This window comes from Paenibacillus sp. Y859 (assembly GCF_056786405.1).
The window spans coordinates 16,811-36,874 of record NZ_JBXCIZ010000010.1; the positions used below are offsets into that span (position 1 = coordinate 16,811).

General features: G+C 40.3%; 12 protein-coding genes. All 12 read right to left on the reverse strand.

What is annotated here, in order from left to right:
* Positions 1-130 precede the first annotated feature (130 nt).
* Entirely contained in the window at positions 131-7,342 is a 7,212-nt protein-coding gene (locus tag AC1TO8_RS17815) for a pullulanase (RefSeq protein ID WP_482056975.1), read from the reverse strand.
* Between the two features lie 252 nt (positions 7,343-7,594).
* The gene (locus AC1TO8_RS17820) at positions 7,595-8,290 is read right to left on the reverse strand and encodes a pseudouridine synthase (RefSeq protein WP_482056976.1); all 696 of its coding nucleotides are present in this window, start codon (positions 8,288-8,290) and stop codon (positions 7,595-7,597) included.
* Positions 8,291-8,425: 135 nt separating this feature from the next.
* Positions 8,426-10,306: a molecular chaperone HtpG gene (gene htpG / locus AC1TO8_RS17825; RefSeq protein WP_482056977.1), complete on the reverse strand. Its 1,881-nt coding sequence runs from the start codon at positions 10,304-10,306 to the stop codon at positions 8,426-8,428.
* Between the two features lie 151 nt (positions 10,307-10,457).
* A complete protein-coding gene (locus AC1TO8_RS17830; protein ID WP_482057074.1) occupies positions 10,458-10,877 on the reverse strand; it encodes a HEAT repeat domain-containing protein in 420 nt (139 codons plus the stop codon).
* A 253-nt stretch (positions 10,878-11,130) separates the two neighbouring features.
* Entirely contained in the window at positions 11,131-12,288 is a 1,158-nt protein-coding gene (locus AC1TO8_RS17835) for an FAD:protein FMN transferase (RefSeq protein WP_482057075.1), read from the reverse strand.
* A 69-nt stretch (positions 12,289-12,357) separates the two neighbouring features.
* Entirely contained in the window at positions 12,358-13,446 is a 1,089-nt protein-coding gene (locus tag AC1TO8_RS17840) for a hypothetical protein (protein ID WP_482056978.1), read from the reverse strand.
* Positions 13,447-13,724: 278 nt separating this feature from the next.
* A complete protein-coding gene (locus AC1TO8_RS17845; RefSeq protein WP_482056979.1) occupies positions 13,725-13,868 on the reverse strand; it encodes a hypothetical protein in 144 nt (47 codons plus the stop codon).
* An 89-nt stretch (positions 13,869-13,957) separates the two neighbouring features.
* The gene (locus AC1TO8_RS17850; RefSeq protein WP_482056980.1) at positions 13,958-14,878 is read right to left on the reverse strand and encodes a DUF5692 family protein; all 921 of its coding nucleotides are present in this window, start codon (positions 14,876-14,878) and stop codon (positions 13,958-13,960) included.
* A 266-nt stretch (positions 14,879-15,144) separates the two neighbouring features.
* A complete protein-coding gene (locus AC1TO8_RS17855; protein WP_482056981.1) occupies positions 15,145-16,404 on the reverse strand; it encodes a flavin monoamine oxidase family protein in 1,260 nt (419 codons plus the stop codon).
* 6 nt (positions 16,405-16,410) lie between these two features.
* Complete coding sequence (locus AC1TO8_RS17860; RefSeq protein ID WP_482056982.1) at positions 16,411-17,448, reverse strand: helix-turn-helix domain-containing protein; 1,038 nt, start codon at positions 17,446-17,448, stop codon at positions 16,411-16,413.
* A 258-nt stretch (positions 17,449-17,706) separates the two neighbouring features.
* Complete coding sequence (locus tag AC1TO8_RS17865; protein WP_482056983.1) at positions 17,707-17,901, reverse strand: hypothetical protein; 195 nt, start codon at positions 17,899-17,901, stop codon at positions 17,707-17,709.
* Between the two features lie 86 nt (positions 17,902-17,987).
* The gene (locus AC1TO8_RS17870) at positions 17,988-20,057 is read right to left on the reverse strand and encodes a beta-galactosidase (protein WP_482056984.1); all 2,070 of its coding nucleotides are present in this window, start codon (positions 20,055-20,057) and stop codon (positions 17,988-17,990) included.
* Positions 20,058-20,064: the final 7 nt, after the last annotated feature.

The window sequence follows — 20,064 nt, forward strand, 5'->3', positions numbered from 1 at the left end:
CAGTCCAACCATTCCAAACTGCACCTATAAATATATACCATATTTCTGTATATATACTATTTACGTAAAAGACAAGGACCTCTATAATCTCTCTTCTTACTTGGTAATTATAGAGGTCCTTGTCAGTGGTTTACTGCATTTTGTTAAATAAGTTCACAAGAGCTTGAGCACTTTCTGCACGGCTCGTGTCCGCTTTCGGAACAAATTTACTCTTGTTTTGTCCGTTCATCAATCCAAGCGATGTAGCTGCTTGAACCTCTGCAACAGCCCATGAACTGATCTCTTGTTCATCCGTGAATGTAGACTCTAAACCATCCGATGTCATAGTTGCTGCATTTCTAAACTGATAAGCACGTAAGATCATCACAGCCATTTCTTCTCGCGTGATGCTTTCTTGTGGTGCGAATGTTATCTCACTCTTTCCTTTCACCAATCCATTATGGTATGCAGTAGAAACTGCCGAAGCGTACCAAGCGCTGCTGTCAACGTCTTTGAAGGCGAAATTGCCTTCATCCGCCAAATTCAATGCCCGGACGAGCATCGTTGCGAACTGAGCACGAGTCAATTTTTCCGCTGGACTAAACGTACTATCGGTAGTTCCCTTCACCACATGCTTGGCAGCGAGTTCCTTAACAGCGGCTTCCGCCCAGTGACCTACCAAATCTGCAAACAATTTATTGTATTCTATTACTGCATACTTACCTAAATTATATATGTCTGCTTTAAGCTTGCCATCTTCCCAATAGGAGGCTACGTGCTCCAATTCCCCATTATCCTTAATAATGTATACACCCAACCGTTTTGTATCCGCAGAAGGATCAACATTGAATACTAAAGTAGTTGGTGTTACGAAACGTTCTACCTTTACTTCTTTGCCATCCTTCGTTTGGACGCTCAGATTGAAATTGAACATCTTGCTTGCCAATTTCAATTTCGAAGTTGAGCTATTCGATTTCTCAACAAGGGATTGGGCTAATGATTGTTCCACCCCATCCATCTTAAAGGAGATGACTGCACCTTCAGCTTGCCCAGATGGAATCAATAACTGAATAGCTTTCAGCAATGATGCTGGAAGTTCAATCGTGAAATCTCCTTGGTTGATTTCGATCGGCTTAGATCCCAGTATTTCCCCTGCTTTCAATGGAAGCAGAACCCCATTTTCTCTTGCATCAAGATTAATGGATACTTTTTCTTTACCGCTCTTCAACGTTGCTTCATTGATAATCCTTTGAGTAAGCTTATTGTTATTACTGCTGTTAGCGTTACTATTATTATTACTGCTGTCTGTTCTGTCCCCTTCTACAGGACCTTTATCAACTACTGGAATAGCTGCAAGAATAACAGTTCCGCCTTCATTTATACCTGGAAGGCTAAAACTTATCTTATTATCCTTCGTTACGTTGTAAACCTTACCACTATACTCATCTTTTACTTCGCTACCAGCTGCATACGGCACACTTAACGTAATGTCTTTACTTGTTTCTTTCGTATTAATGATCGTAACGACATTCTCACTTTCATATTTTTTGCTAAATGCTAGATATCCTTCTTCATTAGAAGCAACAAGAGATGTCCGTGTTCCTTTGGAGAACACTTTGGAATACTTAGCTCGGATATTCAGCAACTTCTGGTAATGATCATGTAGAGGTTTTTCACTCTCTAACTGATCCCATGGCATATCTGCACGATTCTCGCTAAATTCTCCTTCACTCATGTCGATAGCATTCCTACCTGAACGTCCTAATTCTTCTCCATAGTATATGACTGGCTGTCCTTTGGATGTAATTTGTAGTGCTACTGCAGCCTTCAGCTTACCTTTGTTTCCACCAACGGCATCAGACGACAGGAAGCCGTCCTCATCGTGGCTACTCAGGAATTGCCCCATCGTTCTTGTATTATCCATCTGCGCTTCACGTCTAGCTAGGTACGCTTCAACCGATTCAATGTCCCCATTCACGAAATTCGCAGCATTCTCATTGAAGCTGAAATCAAGAAGACTGTCCATTTGGCCACTTTGGAGTGTACCACCATCACTATCAACGCTGGCCCCAAAGTATTCACCGATCAATTTGAAATTCGGATCAATCGTAGTTAATGCATTCTTGAACGCTTTCCATGTCGTGTCTTCCACATGTTTCACGGTGTCTACACGGAAATAATCTATCGTATCTCCACGATCTGTTCTAGCACGATCTAACCATCCAGCTTGCCAATCAATAATTTGCGCGCGAACGTCAGCGTCCTCTGTGATGAAATCAGGAAGTTGTGCTAATTCACCTTTTACTGGATCTTCATCTGCAGAGATTCCATCTGCTCTCAGCATACCAGCGAAACGATCTTTATCTTCTTGCGTAATCCCAGGTCTATTGTCGTCATCTTTCAAACCATACCCCACATGATTCAAGACTACGTCTACCATAATCTTAATTCCTTTATCATGGGCGGTATCGATTAGCTCTTTGAATGTTTCTAGATCGCCCAGATGTTCATCGATCTTTGTAAAGTCCTTAGCCCAATATCCATGATATCCTTGCTGTTTACTGTTGAAATCAACGCCTTTGTTGAAATCGATGTTGTCAACGATCGGTGTAATCCACAACGTATTTATACCCAACTGCTGTAAGTAATCCAACTTATCAATAAGACCTCTGAAGTCTCCTCCGTGGTAGGCTTCAAGATGGCTTGTATCGACATCAACATTATTCGTTGGATCACCATCCTGGAAACGATCCGTCAGTGCGAAGTAAATACGAGCTTCGTCCCAATCGAAATCATCTTTCCCAGCATACGTTCTCGCCTTGACCTGTACGGTCGTAGAATGAGTATGTTTGTTACCATATTGATCTACCAAAGTGACCGAAATATTCTTCGATCCAGCAGTAATGTAATCCTTCACTGCAATGGACTGTTCCAAGAGCTCCGTATCAAACTTCACCTTTGATGGTCCACCTAACTCAGTAAGATCGATATAACCTTCACGGTAGTTTATGAATTGATCTGATACAACACTCAATTTCAGTACCGCATTCTCGTTAGCTGTAATGACTAATGGATTAACAATCGATTTGATTGTCATCGCAGGTAATTGATACTCCACAATAGATTTCCCATTCATCGTATTGTGCGGATCTGTCACTTCACTAGCTGACCCATCCTTAGTCACTACGAAAGTATACTCATGTGTACCAATCCCTACATTATTTAACGTATAACTGAACCATTCTTTGGCTGGATCATAAGTCATGGCATATTCTGTACCGTCGACTTTAACTTTTACATCTGTAATAGAGCTCATTTGCCCGCTTTGGAAAAGAGCATCATCTCTGTACACAAACGTAATATGACCGTCATTTAGAATAGGGCCTCTAATACTTGGTAGTATATTTAGTTCTTTTTCGTTACTCGTTATTATTACTTTGGTAAACGATTCTCCAGGTGTCACCGAAATAAGACGATCATCTGGATAATCTTGTTTGGCAGTGTTCCAGTCTGTACCTTTACGTAGAACAAATCCAACACTCGTGGCTTGAGGCGCGATTTCAATCATCACAGTCGCCACACCGTTCTCTATCTTTTCAAAGTCAATCTGATCATTCTTCACGCCTGTGTTCCATACCCAAAGGTTCCAATCCATATAATCCTTATCTGGGCGAATATAATTGATTTGGACGTAACGCTTCGCTACTTGTGCAGTAACGTTAACCGTTACTTCTGACGTGATCCCGCCATAGGCAACTGTAATCGTTGCAGTTCCTTTAGAGACCGCCTTCACTAAGCCTTTGGCAGTCACAGTCGCCACCAGGTTATTGCTTGATGAATAAGTAGCCTTGCTCGTTACTCCTCTTTGGCTGCCATCATCGTACCTCGCATAAACGGCTGTTTGATTCGTTCTGCCTATTTCTAAAGAATAATTGGATTCTTTCACTTCTACCGAGCTTAATACCGATGCCGCAGCTTCCATCTTAATAATAACTGCTGATAAAGGTTCTAACGTGATCGAATTAGCCGTGAGTGAGAATCCCGATCTTGAGCTAACCTCTACAATCCCTGCTTCATCATTATCTACCACGACCATACCAGCGGTTAGATCTTCCGAAAGCGTAAGTGTCCTTGTTGTATTATCCGCATTTACAAACGCATAATAATGACCAGTTCCGTCTGTGGCTTTGTTCTTATAAGCGATTATGAGATCTTGTGGCTTTATCTCAGGTGCTTCAATCAAGGTGATATTAGAGTCTACTAGCATTTGTTCGCCTAATCTAAATGCATCTGTTGATTTTCTTAATGCCGTCAGGCCTGCTGTATATTCTCTTGTAGTGTTATTCACAGGGAAAGCTACCTCATCCGTTGCTTTCGTCCAGTCAAACATGTTGATAGCATCGGAAGAGTCATAGGAATCATGTACAAAATATCCAAATACATGACCTGTCTCATCTTCTAATTCATGATATTTATGCTCTGGCTCTCCTGCTTCTTTCCATTGTTTGGTACGTCCATATTCCTGTCCTGCATGGAGAAAGGCAGTCCCCTGAGACGTCAGCACTATCATATTTCCAAGTCGGATCCGCTTATGAATCTCTAGATCATTTTCCTCTATTGCTGGATCCTTCTTAATAGACTGAGCAATAATATCATATAAAGGTAAGTTGTCATGCGCCTCAATATATTGCACGATGTCACCTGGATCGTCTTCAGCCGTATTACCCGGTTGCGCCTTAATATTATTGAAGATCACATTGATGTCACGTGCGCCGCCCGTAATAAATCTCGGATCACCTTCATTACCGAATCCTGATTTCAATTCATTTCTGATCTCATCGGAGAACACACCGACACTGTCGGTTTTGTCCATCCAGTCCTGGTCTGCCCCTTGACCTGCTAGTGAAGGATCTGCAGCGGCTCCGCCGAATGTTCTCCAACCTTCCCCAATAAATAAAGCATTCGGATTGATTGCCTCTGCTACATCATAAGCATTCTGCACAGAATCATAGGTTGCATCACCCATCATATCCCAGCGCATGCCATCGATTTTGTATTCTTCGAACCAATATTTAACGGAATCCACCATTAATTTCTCGGACATTTTATGGTTTGTCGCTAGATTATTTCCAAATCCACCGATGTTATTACCATTAGCATCTTGAAATGAATAATAATTAGGAACGATATCATCCAAGAGACTTGCTTGAGCCATATGGGTATATACAACATCCAGTACTACACCCATACCAGCATCATGAATCGCATCAATCATATTCTTCAATTCCTTGATTCTGAGTTCCGGGTCTGCAGGGTTCTCAGAGTAAGCACCATCAGGCGAGAAATAGTTATGTGGGTCATATCCCCAGTTGTATTCATTGTCTTTCGTTGAATACTCAAGTTCTCTATTATTCATATTCATTTCATCCCCATAATACCAAGCCATGACAGGAAGTAATTGAACATGCGTTACGCCAAGAGATTTAATGTAATCAATTTTATTCTTAAAAGCATCGTAAGATCCCCATGTTGCACTGTTCAAATCATTCTCAATAGACGGGTCTGATGTAAAATCTCTTACATGGATCTCCCATATAATTGCATCTTCTCTTTGTTCGTATCCTTCAATATTGGCAAAGTCAAAACCTGCGGGGTTCGTTCCGCTTAAGTCCACGATAGCTGCTTTTCCTACAGCATCTCCATCAGAACCAACTTCACCTTTCGTATTCACTCTAAATGGAGCCATCGATTTGGCATAAGGATCAAGCACTTGTTTCACTATACCGTTATTGGTTACTTCATATTGGTAGAAATATCCTTTAACGTCTGCAACACTCAAATCTCCTGGAGTGATCGTAGTAGACCAAACACCCTTGTCTTCTTGTGTTAAGTTCACACTTCTCACTAGCTGCGCAGCATTACCTTTGTCATATATATCCGCAACTACGGAACTCGCTTTCGGTGCCCAAAGTTTAAGCGTTACGCTCTTTGTATTCGCATGATATGTCGCTCCGAGGTCATCTCCCTCGTAATGATACATTTCGTCGAGCATTCTCCACCCAGTCGTAGCCGATAGGGTTCTTCCAGAGTATGTGACACTTAATGGAACATTCTCCAATGAGAACGGTGTTGTCACAACTTCAACCGTTGTTGCACTAATGATTTGGACTCTGTTGACCGTTACAACATCACCATTCTTGTCTGTAATGATCAGTCCATCTTTCAATACTCTCTCATCTAGACCTTCGGTCATCGTAAAACCTAATAGGACTTTACTTTCAGATAATACTTCAGCGGATGTAAGTCCGGTAGGTAAATTCCCGTTAGAAGAAACGTATACGTTGGGATCTCCTTGTTTGATCCATAATTGATTATATTTATCCAATAGATTAAAACTTCTATTGTCTTCTTTATCTGCATCACCTTCGGTGCGATTCACAACAAAAAAGCCTATTTTCTTGGCATTCTTTTTGAGCGGAATATCAACATATACTCCAAATGGATCTATTTGATCAACTGGAAATGGGGTTGCATCTGATGCCCATACGGATGACGGTGTTGCTACATCATCCCAAATCCAAATTCCATAAGGACTATAGTTATTGTCTGCTCTTTGATAATGTATGCGAACCGTATTGGCCGGAATATCATCTCCTGGCGCGACGAATTCTGCCGATACACTATGATCTAATGCATTGTAATTGAATGTGACTAGAAGCTCTTCGGGAAGACTCAACTTCGCATTACTTCCGGGATACTCCTCTCCCCAGTCAGAACCAAGGACAATTTTATATTCATAGTCACCAGCGTAAACAATCTTCGTGACCGAATAAATATTATCGAAATCGTCATCATACATCTTAGCTTGTGCATCAGCCGGAGACCAATCTTTGGCATCGCCTATATCAATCTGTAAATTCCCAACCACACGAGGGAGCTTATCCGTTGCAATCGGAGTGTAGTAAGTAGAATCCGCGATTTTATTAGAATTATGGTTGTAGTAGAAAGTAATATTCGTTGCTTGAGTTAATGTAATGTTGATGTTTCCTCCAACATCAACCCCAGCTGGGTTAGTATAGTTGCCAAATCCATAACTGACAATCCAATCTCCATTAAGGGCAACTTTGTAATTATAAGTACCTGCAGGCAAAGCACCTGTAAACTGATAGTTTCCATTGCCCATATCGATCATTTCAGTTGCGGTAGCCGCAGGATCCCAATCCCCGCTTTGCCCTAATTCAGATTGTAAATCACCTACCAATACAACTTTAGTAGGGGCGTCTGCACTTGCTTGTAAAGGAAATAACCCCATGCTTGAAATAACAAGAATAAGTACCATAAAGATGGATAACATTTTCTTCATTCTGTGGACAGTTTTCACGTCAGCAACACTCCCTGATATAAATTTCAACAAAAAAATGCAAACGATTGCACAAAAGACGACACGCCCCCCTTTTAAATTCTAGTTGATAAACCTAATAGATTCACGATAGTAAGCATCCATTGCAAATAATTCTAATTTTACATAACGGTCATTTATTCAGTGAAATGAAACCGTTTGCATATATAGTATAACGCTTTTAACAAAACGTCAATTCTTATATTTAGCAAATCATCATATCGAATCTAATTGCGTGTGTAATATTCGTAGTTCTTCACCAGTAAGGTCTCTCCACTTCCCTTGTTCTAGTCCATCCATAGAAATATTCATGATTCTTATCCGTTCAAGCCTAAGCACTCTATAGCCGAGAGCCTTACACATTCTACGAATTTGAAGATTGAGCCCTTGGGTTAAGATAATTCTAAACTCATATTCATTGATCCGAAATGTCTTACACGGTTTGGTTATCACTCCAAGAATACCTACGCCACTGGACATGTCCTGAAGAAATTGATCAGTAACAAGCTTGTCTACCTTCACCACATATTCTTTCTCATGACCATTCTCTGAACGCATCATTTCATTTACAATATCTCCATCGTTCGTTAATAATATTAATCCTTCGGAGGCTTTATCCAATCTTCCAACAGCAAAAATTCGAGAAGGATAGTTTACGAAGTCAATAATATTACCTGCAACATGCTCTGCAGCCGTGCAAGTAATCCCTATTGGCTTATTCAGTACGATATATACGGGTTCTGCTCTGCTAGGTATCACTTCATCATCAATAAGTACCATGTCACCTAGAGCAACACTATCCCCTGGTTCGCAAATAACACCATTAATCGAAATCCTTCCAGCTGCAATCAATCTATCCGTTTCACGCCTTGAACAAAAGCCCGTCTCGCTAATATATTTATTAATTCGCATATTAATCCTACTTTCGACACTATGGTATGTCTTGATTCTAGCAGAAGCTTCATCTCAACGACAAATAACCCGTCTTGGTTCACACCAGGTACGGGTTATTCTCGTTACTCAGATGTTGCTCTGTGATTCCCTAGATTAGATCATTATTTTACAAATATCATTTGTGAATTGTACAGGATCAACGACCTGTAATCCTTCGATCAAGAGCGCCTGATTATACAACAGATTGGTGTACAAACTCAACTTGTCTTTATCGTTTATATAAGCGTCTTTCAATGATTGATACACTTCATGGTTAACGTTAATTTCCAAAACCTTATCTGCTTGAACATCTTGTCCATTAGGCATTGCTTTCAATATCTTTTCCATCTCAATCGTTAGTTCGCCTTCAGTAGAAATGCATACAGGATAGGTTTTCAATCTCTTCGATGCTTTTACATTCGTGACTTTATTCGTTAGTATACTTGTCATCGCTTCAAAGAGATCCTTGTTTTCGTTCTCTTCTGCTTCTGTAGGCTTATCATTTGCATCTGCCTCAATGCCCAAGTCGCCACTCGATACAGATTTGAATTCTTTCTCTTTGTAGTTCAAGATCATCTTGATTGCGAACTCATCGATATCATCTGTACAGTATAGAATTTCATATCCTTTATCAGATACTAACTCTATTTGCGGAAGCTTCTCAATTCTATCGATTGATTCTCCTGAAGCATAATAAATATACTTCTGATCTTCTGGCATTCTTGCTACATACTCATCCAATGATACAAGCTTCTTCTCTTTGGATGTATAGAACATCAACAGATCCTGCAATGTTTCCTTATGCATACCATAATCATTATAGACTCCAAATTTCAACTGTCTGCCGAAAGCTATAAAGAATTGTTCGTACTTCTCTCTTTCATCCTTCATCAAACTTAGTAGCTGACTTTTGATTTTGTTCTTAATATTTTTGGCGATAAGTGTTAATTGGCGATCATGCTGAAGCATTTCTCTGGAGATATTCAGTGATAAATCCTCGGAGTCGACCATTCCTTTCACAAAACCGAAATAATCAGGAAGCAAATCAGAACATTTCTCCATAATCAGCACACCATTGGAATACAGTTCTAAGCCCTTCTCATATTCTTTGGTGTAATAGTCAAACGGTGTGTTCTCTGGTATGAATAGAATCGCGTTATAGACTACAGCACCATCAGCACTAATATGGATGTGTTTCAGAGGCTTATCGAAGCCATAGCGCTTTTCAGTATAAAAGTTGTTATAGTCCTCTGCCGTAAGCTCATTCTTATTCTTGCGCCAGATTGGCACCATGCTATTGACGGTTTGTTCTTCGAGAACTTCCTCGAATTCATCTTCACTGCCTTCTTTAGGTCTTTGCTCTTTCACATCCATCTTAATTGGGAAGCGGATGAAATCAGAGTATTTCTTAATAATTGATCTTAAACGATACTCTTCTAGATATTCATCATACTGATCATCTTCTGTATTTTCTTTTATTTTCAGAATAATTTCAGTTCCTATAGCATCTTTCTCGCATGATTCAATCGTATATCCATCTGCACCCGTAGACTCCCACTTGAAAGCCTCGTCGCTACCTAGAGCTTTACTGATAACAGTAACATCATTTGCCACCATGAACGCTGCATAGAACCCAACCCCGAATTGACCAATGATGTTGTGTCCATCTTTCGCTTCATTCTCTTTCTTAAAAGCTAACGATCCGCTCTTAGCAATCGTACCTAGATTATTCTCTAGCTCCTCCTTGGTCATACCAATACCTGTATCGGAGATGGTCAATGTACGAGCAGTTGGATCTGCTGTTACTTTAATGTAATAATCCTCTTGGTTAAACACCATATTATCATCCGTTAGTGCTTTATAATAAATTTTATCGATAGCATCACTTGCGTTAGAAATAAGTTCTCTCATAAATATCTCTCTGTGTGTGTAGATGGAATTAATCATCATTTCCAGTAATCTTTTTGATTCCGTTTTAAACTCTTTCTTTGCCACTAAAATTTCCTCCTTCAATTTAGAACATCTTAGTTTATTAATATTAAAAAGGAATTAGCACTTTAATGATTAGAGTGCTAATTCCTAATTTTACTTATTACAAATTTCATTGTCAAGTTGTTACAGCTACTTGTCCATAAGACAATAACAGCTATTTGTTAGTAGTCGATCTTACAGGTAAGGATGCCCAAATATTTTCAAGCCAAGAATCAAATCCCGGTCCCTTATCTCCTTCGTACGTATCGTACAAATCTACTCTCATCTTTTTCAACTTTTCCTTAAACTCTTCAAAAGTATGCCCTTCTGGCAAACTCTTCTTAATTCTTACGAAGATTTTTGTGATTCCCTTGAACAATTCTCCGGTATTCTTTGCTGGTAGTTGAACATCCTCACCCAATTCCTTGAGTTTATGATAAGCAGCCTCTTGTACTGTATATACAGCATCATTTGTCATGACACGTGTAAGTATATCAATGGAACGTGCATCATCTAACTGACCTAATTCTTCTACAGCCTTTAACCGTTCTCTCCAATCAGATGTACGATTGACAGCTTTCTTCAATTGCTCCATATTGGGGCCTAACTCCAATTCCTCTTCATTATTCACTTCTTCATTGTTCACTTCTTCATTATTCAAACGATCCAATCCCCTTCTATTCAAAATCTTGTTGGCACAATGAAAAATATCCATTATGTTTATTATACCTCATATGTTTCTATTATTGCGCTATACTTTCAGTACTAAACAAGTTACCGGAAACATCCTCTGCATATTCGTACAGTCTGATCAATTACAACGCTATCATCTCACAAGCTCTCTGTGATTATTCTGACTTTGCACCTGTTGCTCCATGACTCTTCATTATTTTTTTCATTCCAGCTGTCGCTTCGACTGTTCCATCAGGCATCACCCATACGGCTTCAACACCTTCTAGACTTTCTACAAGCATTAAGCTCTGCTCGAATGGCACAAGAAATGCCGCCGTCGATAGGAAATCCGCCACCCCTGAGTCTTCAGTTACGATCGTCACAGCCCGATAATATTGTCCTGGCATCAGTGTCTTGGGATCGATTAAATGATGATATATCTCTCCATCCACGACGAAATACCTTTGATAGTCACCACTACTAACGACAGATGCATGATTAATAAAGATCGTATCAAGTAGATTCTCCTCATCGCTAGAGATGAACCTATCAGGGTTCTGTAACCCTACGCCCCATCTCTGACGAATGCCGTCAAGTGGTTTATGAATAGCGCGAACATTCCCCCCAGCGCTGATCATGCCCGACAATAATCCATCCGCTATTAATTCATTAGCAACAACTTCTACTGCATATCCCTTGGCAACCGCCCCAACATTAAGCCTCATCTGCTTATCAGCCAAGTATACGGTCCTATTGACCGTATCTACAATGACATTATCAAGATCCATATGTTCTTCAGCCTCTATAAGTTCATCCATCGGAGGTAACTTCGCATTCATTGGATCATCTAAACCTGCTTCACGGTAATCATGCCAAATCTGGAGAACTGCTCCCATCGCTATATTCGTATCTTCACTAATTTGCTTAGCCCATTTCTTCGAGAAAAGAATCAGATCAATAATATCATCATCGACTTTTATCGGCCTTATCCCTGCATGATCATTAATCGTTTTAATGTTATTAACACCATCATAATCATTATAAATATCATAGAATTTGTGAAGTTCTAGAAATCGCTCATGAGCTTTCTCATAGAATATTTGAAATTCTTCTTCATTCTCTGTATACGCAACAAATTGCGTCAGCGTATTAAAGCTATCATAGAAGCTTCCACTATATTTATGAAATTCATTCTTACTCACATTATTATTCTGTCCATTTTGACACCCAGTCAATAGAAGAGACACTAGGACTACTATAGTTATAATTTTGCGCCACTTATGCACGTGATCACCTTCATTCCTATTAAACATGACTAATACTGAATAATCCACTTTAGACAAAACTCCCCCTTACGAAGAGGGAGAGTTTTGTCTTTATTATTTAAATGTTATGAACTTATATTATTTCGCATTCACAGAAGACTCTTCTAATGCAGCGATATAACCTTGAACAGTCATCGTCACAGAAGACGTTAACTCAGCAACATCGGGTACGGAAGGATGAGCATCGTCTACCTTCTTTGTCTTCATCCCTTTGATTTCATCTACTGATTTACCTGCCATCCATTTCGCTAGAGCATCTGCTTGCTGATACCATTCTTTTTGAATTTTGGAAGCCTTAATCATCCCGTATGCATCGCCAAGTTCAACCTTCGTTTTAGGTTGTTCTTTTAAATCTGAAGTTACTTTACCGTCTTTATCGAAATTAACTTTGGTTTGAGCATTATCAATAAGTGTTCCGACTACTTTACCATCTTTATCAAATGTTGTTGCCATCATAACCGTATCTACTTGTGCTACTGGAAGGATCTCCTTGCCATCCTTCGTACCTAGCCCCTTGGAGCTTGAAATAGAAATATTGTGCCCCATTCCTAACTTTTCAGCACCTGCTCCTACTTCTACAGCAGTGTTATATGCCTCTTCAAGAGCAGCTATATAATCTTGAACCGTAATCGTTACAGAAGACGTTAGTTCAGCTACATCAGGTACAGATGGGTGAGCATCGTCTACCTTCTTTGTTTTCATCCCTTTGATCTCATCGATCGACTTACCGATCATCCATTGACCTAGTGCATCCGCTTGTTCAAACCATTCCTTCTGAATGGAAGAAGCTTTAATCATGCCATATGCTTCAGCAAGCTCAACCTTTGTTTTATTCTCAACAGCCAAATCATTAGCGACTTGAAGATCTTCCGTGAAATCCACTTTAACTTGTGCATTATCAATTGTAACTTTTACAACTTTTCCATCTTTGTCAAACGCAGCAGCTACCATAACAGTATCTACTTGCCCCTTTGCCGGTGTAACTTTACCATCCGCATCTTTGCCCATATCACTTGATTTCGCTATGGTTGTGATGTGCCCAAGCCCCATCTTTGTGATTCCTTCCGTAGATGTAGCCTTTGAATCCTTTGAATCATTTGAGGAGCAACCTGCAAACATGGAAACCATCATTACCGCTACTAATAAACTAACTAATGTCTTTTTCATAATAAACCCCCAGTAAATCAATAATATTCAGAACATAATTAGTATCACATATCTCCTTGTCAAATTAAGTGAAATAAATCACATTCATAATCTATAAAAAATACACCCCTATCATATCACGCGTAAAACTTGAGTGGTTTCCGTTGGTTCTTCTAAGGGGTGCACTTTATTTTTGTGTGAATTATCAAATTAAATTGATGAAATATAACATCCTCTAACGAGGTCTATTCAAAAATGAACGACCTCATTAGAGATTTCATAGATAGAGAATTCATGTCTTACTTCTTAACTACTGTTTTACGAACTGCTGCTTTCCGTACTGTTGTTGTTCCATTACCGAGAACCTCAGCAAAATTAGAAGGAACTGTGATGCGATTTTGGATGCGATTAATGAAAACATCATTGGAATTGAAAACTCCCAAATTTCTTACACCTAAATTACCACGAAAAAAAAGCACCCTCTAGATTCTTCTAAGGGATGCCTTTTTTCATTTCACTCTATATTAATCTATTAGTTGTTGTCTGCTACTACAGCTTTGTATGCAGCTAAATCTGTATAGACTTCCACTTTGAGTGGATTACGCTTATGCTTGGATACTTTATAGAAGTGATACACAACCAAGGCAATATTAGCTGCCAAAGATAATGCACTCACAACCCATAAAGCTGTCTCATTATGCGATGATTGCACGGCAAATTTAGATTGCCCGACAAACGCTGGGAAAGACATCGTAAACATCATCCAAATCGCCAACGTTTGTGCCCGAAATTGTAACCAAGCACCTTTCTTCATGAAGAATGCTGGAATTGTACATGAGATTAACAGCGCACCACCTGCATAGAAGGCGTGGTCTGACACCGCATTATACACATAGGCAAAGTTCCAAATATCATATGCAATAATCCAGAACCACAGTTGGTCAGGCCATACCATATCTTTTTTCTTATCTTTACTAATCATAATTCCCATCCAACCAGACATCGCCACAATGTTCAATAGACCAGCGATCCCATTCATGATGTTCCAAGATCCACCAATCATCATGACGCCATCTACGATGCCAGTCTCCATACTGTATACTTGGAAATCGCGAATAACAGCTTCCAGAATATTCAGTCCCAGAATAAATGGTGGGAACATCAGAAGGTACTTGTTGCTGCTCCAACCTTTAATATATCTGAGTGCCATGAAGCCTATACATCCTGCCAACGCAGAGTACACTTTCACCCAGTGAAACCAGGTTCCAGTACTGGACCCTTCACCTGCGGTGTTTGGCCACACTACAATGGTAAGCACAAGTGGTAGTGCTATGAACAATGCAATAGAGAACCATTTACTAATCCGAGCTATTTCATTTACAAATATTAAGCCTGCAAGTACTACAAACCACATTACAGCAGAGTACCAAGGTATTGATTCGAATAAAAACATGACTAACCTCTCCTATTCATTTATGTTGAAATGATTTGCCTCAACCTGAATATATACGATTGCTCATTCCGACATCAAATCCTTGAAAGTGTTGATCTATCAATGTTTTATAAGTTACCATTCGAGTTAGGTTTACATATTAATCAACTCTACTTTTTTTTCGATCACAGCATCCTTTTCCCTGTAACTATACCTATTATCAACCTTGATACTGCAAACATAACTTGAAAGTAAAATAAACGACAGAATGATATACTTTCTTATATTCAAAAGAATCGTTCCACCAAGTGTTTCGCATACACGATGCAATTCTCTAGCGTGGGAAAGTTCATGATTTCTCCAGCGAAGTAAATATTGTTTCTACCCTGCATTTGGTCAAGTTGATCATAGAACCCCCCGCGAAGGGCGACCGAATCCACATGTGGGAACTGTTGCCAACTTTTCATCATATAAAGGCGAATATTATCGCCACCAAGCTTTCGAAGTTTGTTCTCTACAGACTCACGCATCTGATGATCTGTCATAGCTTCATTTTCCACAATATATATTGTAATAAGATCTGTCTCGCCCATGTCTGCCCACCGGTAATACCAAGCCATCATTTGCCCCTTGCGCTCTGGTTGCATATTATAGGGTATATAGCCTGAATGCTCTGGCATACCTTCTACTCTATAGGCATAGACTCGAAAACTCTCATATACAATACGATCAAATAACTCCCTATCTCTAGGTGACAAATCGACCATGTGACTCATATGTTGTAAGGATGCTGTATAAATAACTTTGTCGAAATACATCACATCCTGATTTGTTTCGACCCGTACTCTCCCACTTTCATCATTCTCCATATGGAGCACTTCACAAGTCAGACGTAGATCCTCCACTTGGTCTGCCATCCGTTGTATCAGTTCACGAACTCCCTTGGGCCATGTAATCATGTGAGTAATTTCAATAAAGGACATTAAATTATCGTAACTCAGAAATTTCAAAACATATGCAGCAGGCACCTCATCAATGTTACCAAACCCAAAAGTGCTGAAATAGTGCATATATACTTGCATAATGACAGACAAATCATTCTCTTTACACCATGATGAAAAGGGTTGACATAGCTCCTCAGGTAATTGCAGAAAACCTGGTTCTTTCAGACTCTCGTATCTACTCAATATATGTGGGAGACGTTTGAACTCTTGATTAAAGTCCTTCATCTGATTCATAGGAATCTGCGATACTCGCTTTCCATGATGATCGAAGAATCCCCGTTCCAATAATGGCCCCTTATCCATGAGGTCAAATTCCACCATCAGTTCCATTGTATTCTTATACGATGGGAGACCGATTAGAGTACCCATTTCATACGTCTTCCCTTTGTACCCGATCGAATGACACTTTCCACCTACGTGATCATCTTTTTCTAGGAGAGTAATGTGACTATATCCCTTCCTGGCCAAATGATAGGCAGTTGCTACGCCAGAAATTCCCGCACCTATAATAGCAATCTTCTCTTCAGACTTCACATATTCCATCTTCCATCATCTCCTTGTAAACAACCAGAGCGGCAAATTCTCTTTCTGACCGGTATAGTCCAATACGACATCCGATGGGATTCGACCTTGATTAGGACCATCTGTAATTTCCCTGCTGAAGTTGTAGTCATTCAAGAACTCATGTAGACGCTTCTCTAGCTTATCAAAGGATTCTATCGTCTCATCTACCCAAGCCTGCTGATAAAATTCCTTCGTCAACACAGACATAAAATTTTCCAAAGGCTGAAATATTTCTTTATTGTTTGCTGTAAATGCTACTTGATTAATATTGTTTTTATGTAGAAATTCAGTATATTTATGATTTCCTCGATCCCAGTTGTTAGTGAACTGCCTACTTTTATTAGTAACTAGATGTTGTATTTCAAAGTTAAATGCCTTCATCAAAGGAATGACCTTTAAATGCATAAATTCTATAAAATGAATAGTCTTCTTTTGATTATAAAGCTTGACTAGCCCTAATCTAGAATAAGCATCATATATTACATACTGATATACCTTTCCTATCTTAGGGAAGCTACCCATATAATGAATACTCTGCTGGCACATATAACCAGGGTGAGCATTTGCAGGATTCTTCATCTTATAATCTAGAGATACCTGTTTTTCCTTACCCGGAAGAGTTTTACGAACTTCCCCCTGTTTCGACTTCTTCTCTTTGATCTCTTTGGCGTAAGTCTCACGTTGCTCCCTCGTACTCAGACTATTTCTCCTTAGCACATTATAAATACCTGACTCCCCAACCTTCATCCCCTCGTCTTGTAATTCATAGTAAATTCGCTTGGGTCCATCCTCAGGAAATTTGGCAACATACTGTAATATCAGCCTCTCCGTTCTCGAATCTACCTTATTAGGCATAACTGGTTTTCTCTCTTTCTCTGCCAATCCCTCCATGCCATATTTATTGTAAGCATTACACCACTGGTAAAAGATTGTCCTCGAAATACCATACTCCTTGCAGGTTTTACTCACATTATTGCTAGTAATTCCTTGCATGATGATCTGATATTTTTTATTCTCATTCAACCTACTCAACTCCTTGTAGAGGTAATTCATTTCAAGAAAGACTTCTTGCTGTGGAGCTGCTACCTACAATCGCCTTCCATCGCCATCGCCGTAGTCATCATAATGAGCATAACGCAGCATTAATTTCTTTAACGGAACTGGGAGACTCTATTCCATAAAGAAACACCGATATGAAATTGTAACGGAACTACAGGACGCTATATGTAAATAAACAGCCCAAATCCAGCAAAAAGTATCAAATAAGGTCTATCACTTCCGTTAAAATTTCAAAAGTGATGTTTCGAGCAGAATAAGGTCTACTACTTCCGTTAGAATATTTACCGCCGTTCTATCGCCTGACTCCCCCGCTCCCTCAGCAACAACCCCAACCTCTTCCTCAGATTCATCTAATTTCATACAATCGAAAAAAGTACCCCATAGAATATCATAGATGAAACCCCAAGGTTTCTCCATGACATATTCTAAGGGGTAGTTCAAAAAGTCAGCTTTTGATCACGAAGCTTACCAAGAAGCATACTCGACATCGAATATTGAATTCATTACCGCTTGCGCTTTAATATAGACAACCCGTTCACAGGAAGATTCAGCACATCTGACACTGGAGCACTGGATTCCATATCCGTATACTCTTGACCGTCTAGTTGAATAGCTTGAACACTACCACTGAAGTTCTGTACAAATATATAGTCGTTCACTCCGTCTGTCCGAAGCTGCGCCGTCACACCTGTTGGCAGCTCGCTATCGAGTGAACGTGAGATCCCTGCCTTGTTCGCAATAGCAGTATATAACGCCTCATAGAACGCAGGATCCTTCACTCGTGTAGCAAGGTGGTAAGCCTCTCCCTTACCTAGCTTATTCACTGTCAGTGCAGGACGTCCCGCATAGAAATCACTGCGATATACTCCTAGTGCTTCCGCACCTTCAAGATGAATTAGCTCAGCAATCTCGTGTGCATCATAATCTCCGCTTAGCTCTAGAGCGTTGCCAGCTTGTAGTATGACACCATTCAGATCGCGACTGTGCAGTCCTTCTGTCTCCTCCGCCCAGATACCAAGCGTTTTGCGCAGTGGACCCGGGAATCCGCCCAGATGGCATAGATCCGTTTCTCCGACAACACCAGACCAGTAGGTTGCTAGAAACGTTCCACCTTGTTCAACATATTGTTCAATTCTCTGACCGTTCTCTTCACTAATGAGATACAACATTGGAGCGATAATGAGCTTATAAGCAGACAGATCATCTTCTGAACCGATCATATCGACGGAAATACCTTGCTCCCACAATGCCCGGTAATGCTGTAGTACTGTCTCTTCATAATGTAAACCAGAATTGCGAATACCTTGGGCATCCTTAATCGCCCAACGATTATCCCAATCATAAATGATCGCTGTCTGTGCAGGTGTAGACGTACCCACCAATTCAGACAATCCGGCAAGCGTCTGTCCTACTTCGGCAACATCCTGAAATACACGAGTTCCTTCATGACCGCTATGATCAACGACTGCACCATGGAACTTCTCACTGGAACCACGGCTTTTACGCCACTGGAAGTACTGCACGGAGTCCGATCCATGCGCTACCGCTTGTAGTGATGAAAGCTTATGCATGCCAGGTCGCTTTAGCTTGCTGATAGATTGCCAGTTCGTGAGAGATGGTGTGCTCTCCATGAGCAGGAATGGTTTCTGTTTGAGTGTACGGAATAGATCATGATGCATCGCTGTCCATGCCGCCAATTGGGCATCATCATCTTCTTCGGTATAATGCCAATTCGGATAAGCATCCCAAGATATTACATCTAGTATTTGAGCTAGTTTGCGATAATCAATACTATCCACCATATGCATATTAGTCGTTATAGGTAGTTCAGGATTATAACTGCGAACGGAATCTATTTCATGTTGGCAGAAATCAATCGTCTGTTCACTAACAAACCGCCGCCAATCTAAGTTTAGACCGTGTACTTGCATCTCTCCATGCGGAGCCGGGGATTCAATCTGCTCCCATGAAGTAAAGGTATGACTCCAGAATGCTGCCCACCAAGCGTGATTTAACTTCTCCAGACTGTGATCGTATTTCTGCTTAAGCCATTCTCTAAAGGCACTTTGGCAATAATTACAGTGACATTCTCCACCAAATTCATTAGATATATGCCAGCCAATCACTGCTGGATGTTGACTATATCGCTCAGCAAGCTTTGAATTCATAAGAGCTGTCTTCTCACGATAGACTGGAGATGTGTAACAATGGTTATGACGTTGGCCATGCAGATTGCGAACTCGATTGCCCTCTACTCGGAGAACCTCAGTGTATTTCTCTGACATCCAAGCTGGACGGCTTCCGCTGGGTGTTGCTAGAAAAGCATAGATCCCATGCTCTACGAAGGAATCCAATAAGCGATCCAACCATTCGAAAGTAAATACACCCTCCTCTGGTTCTAACGAGACCCATGAGAAAATACCGACTGACATGACGTTACACCCTGCCAACTTCATCAGGCGCAAATCTTCACGCAAAATATCTGGATACTTCAGCCATTGCTCTGGGAAATAATCGGCACCATGTAACATCACTGGAGCTTTCATGCTAATTGGCGGAAACTTAATAGTCATATTGTAA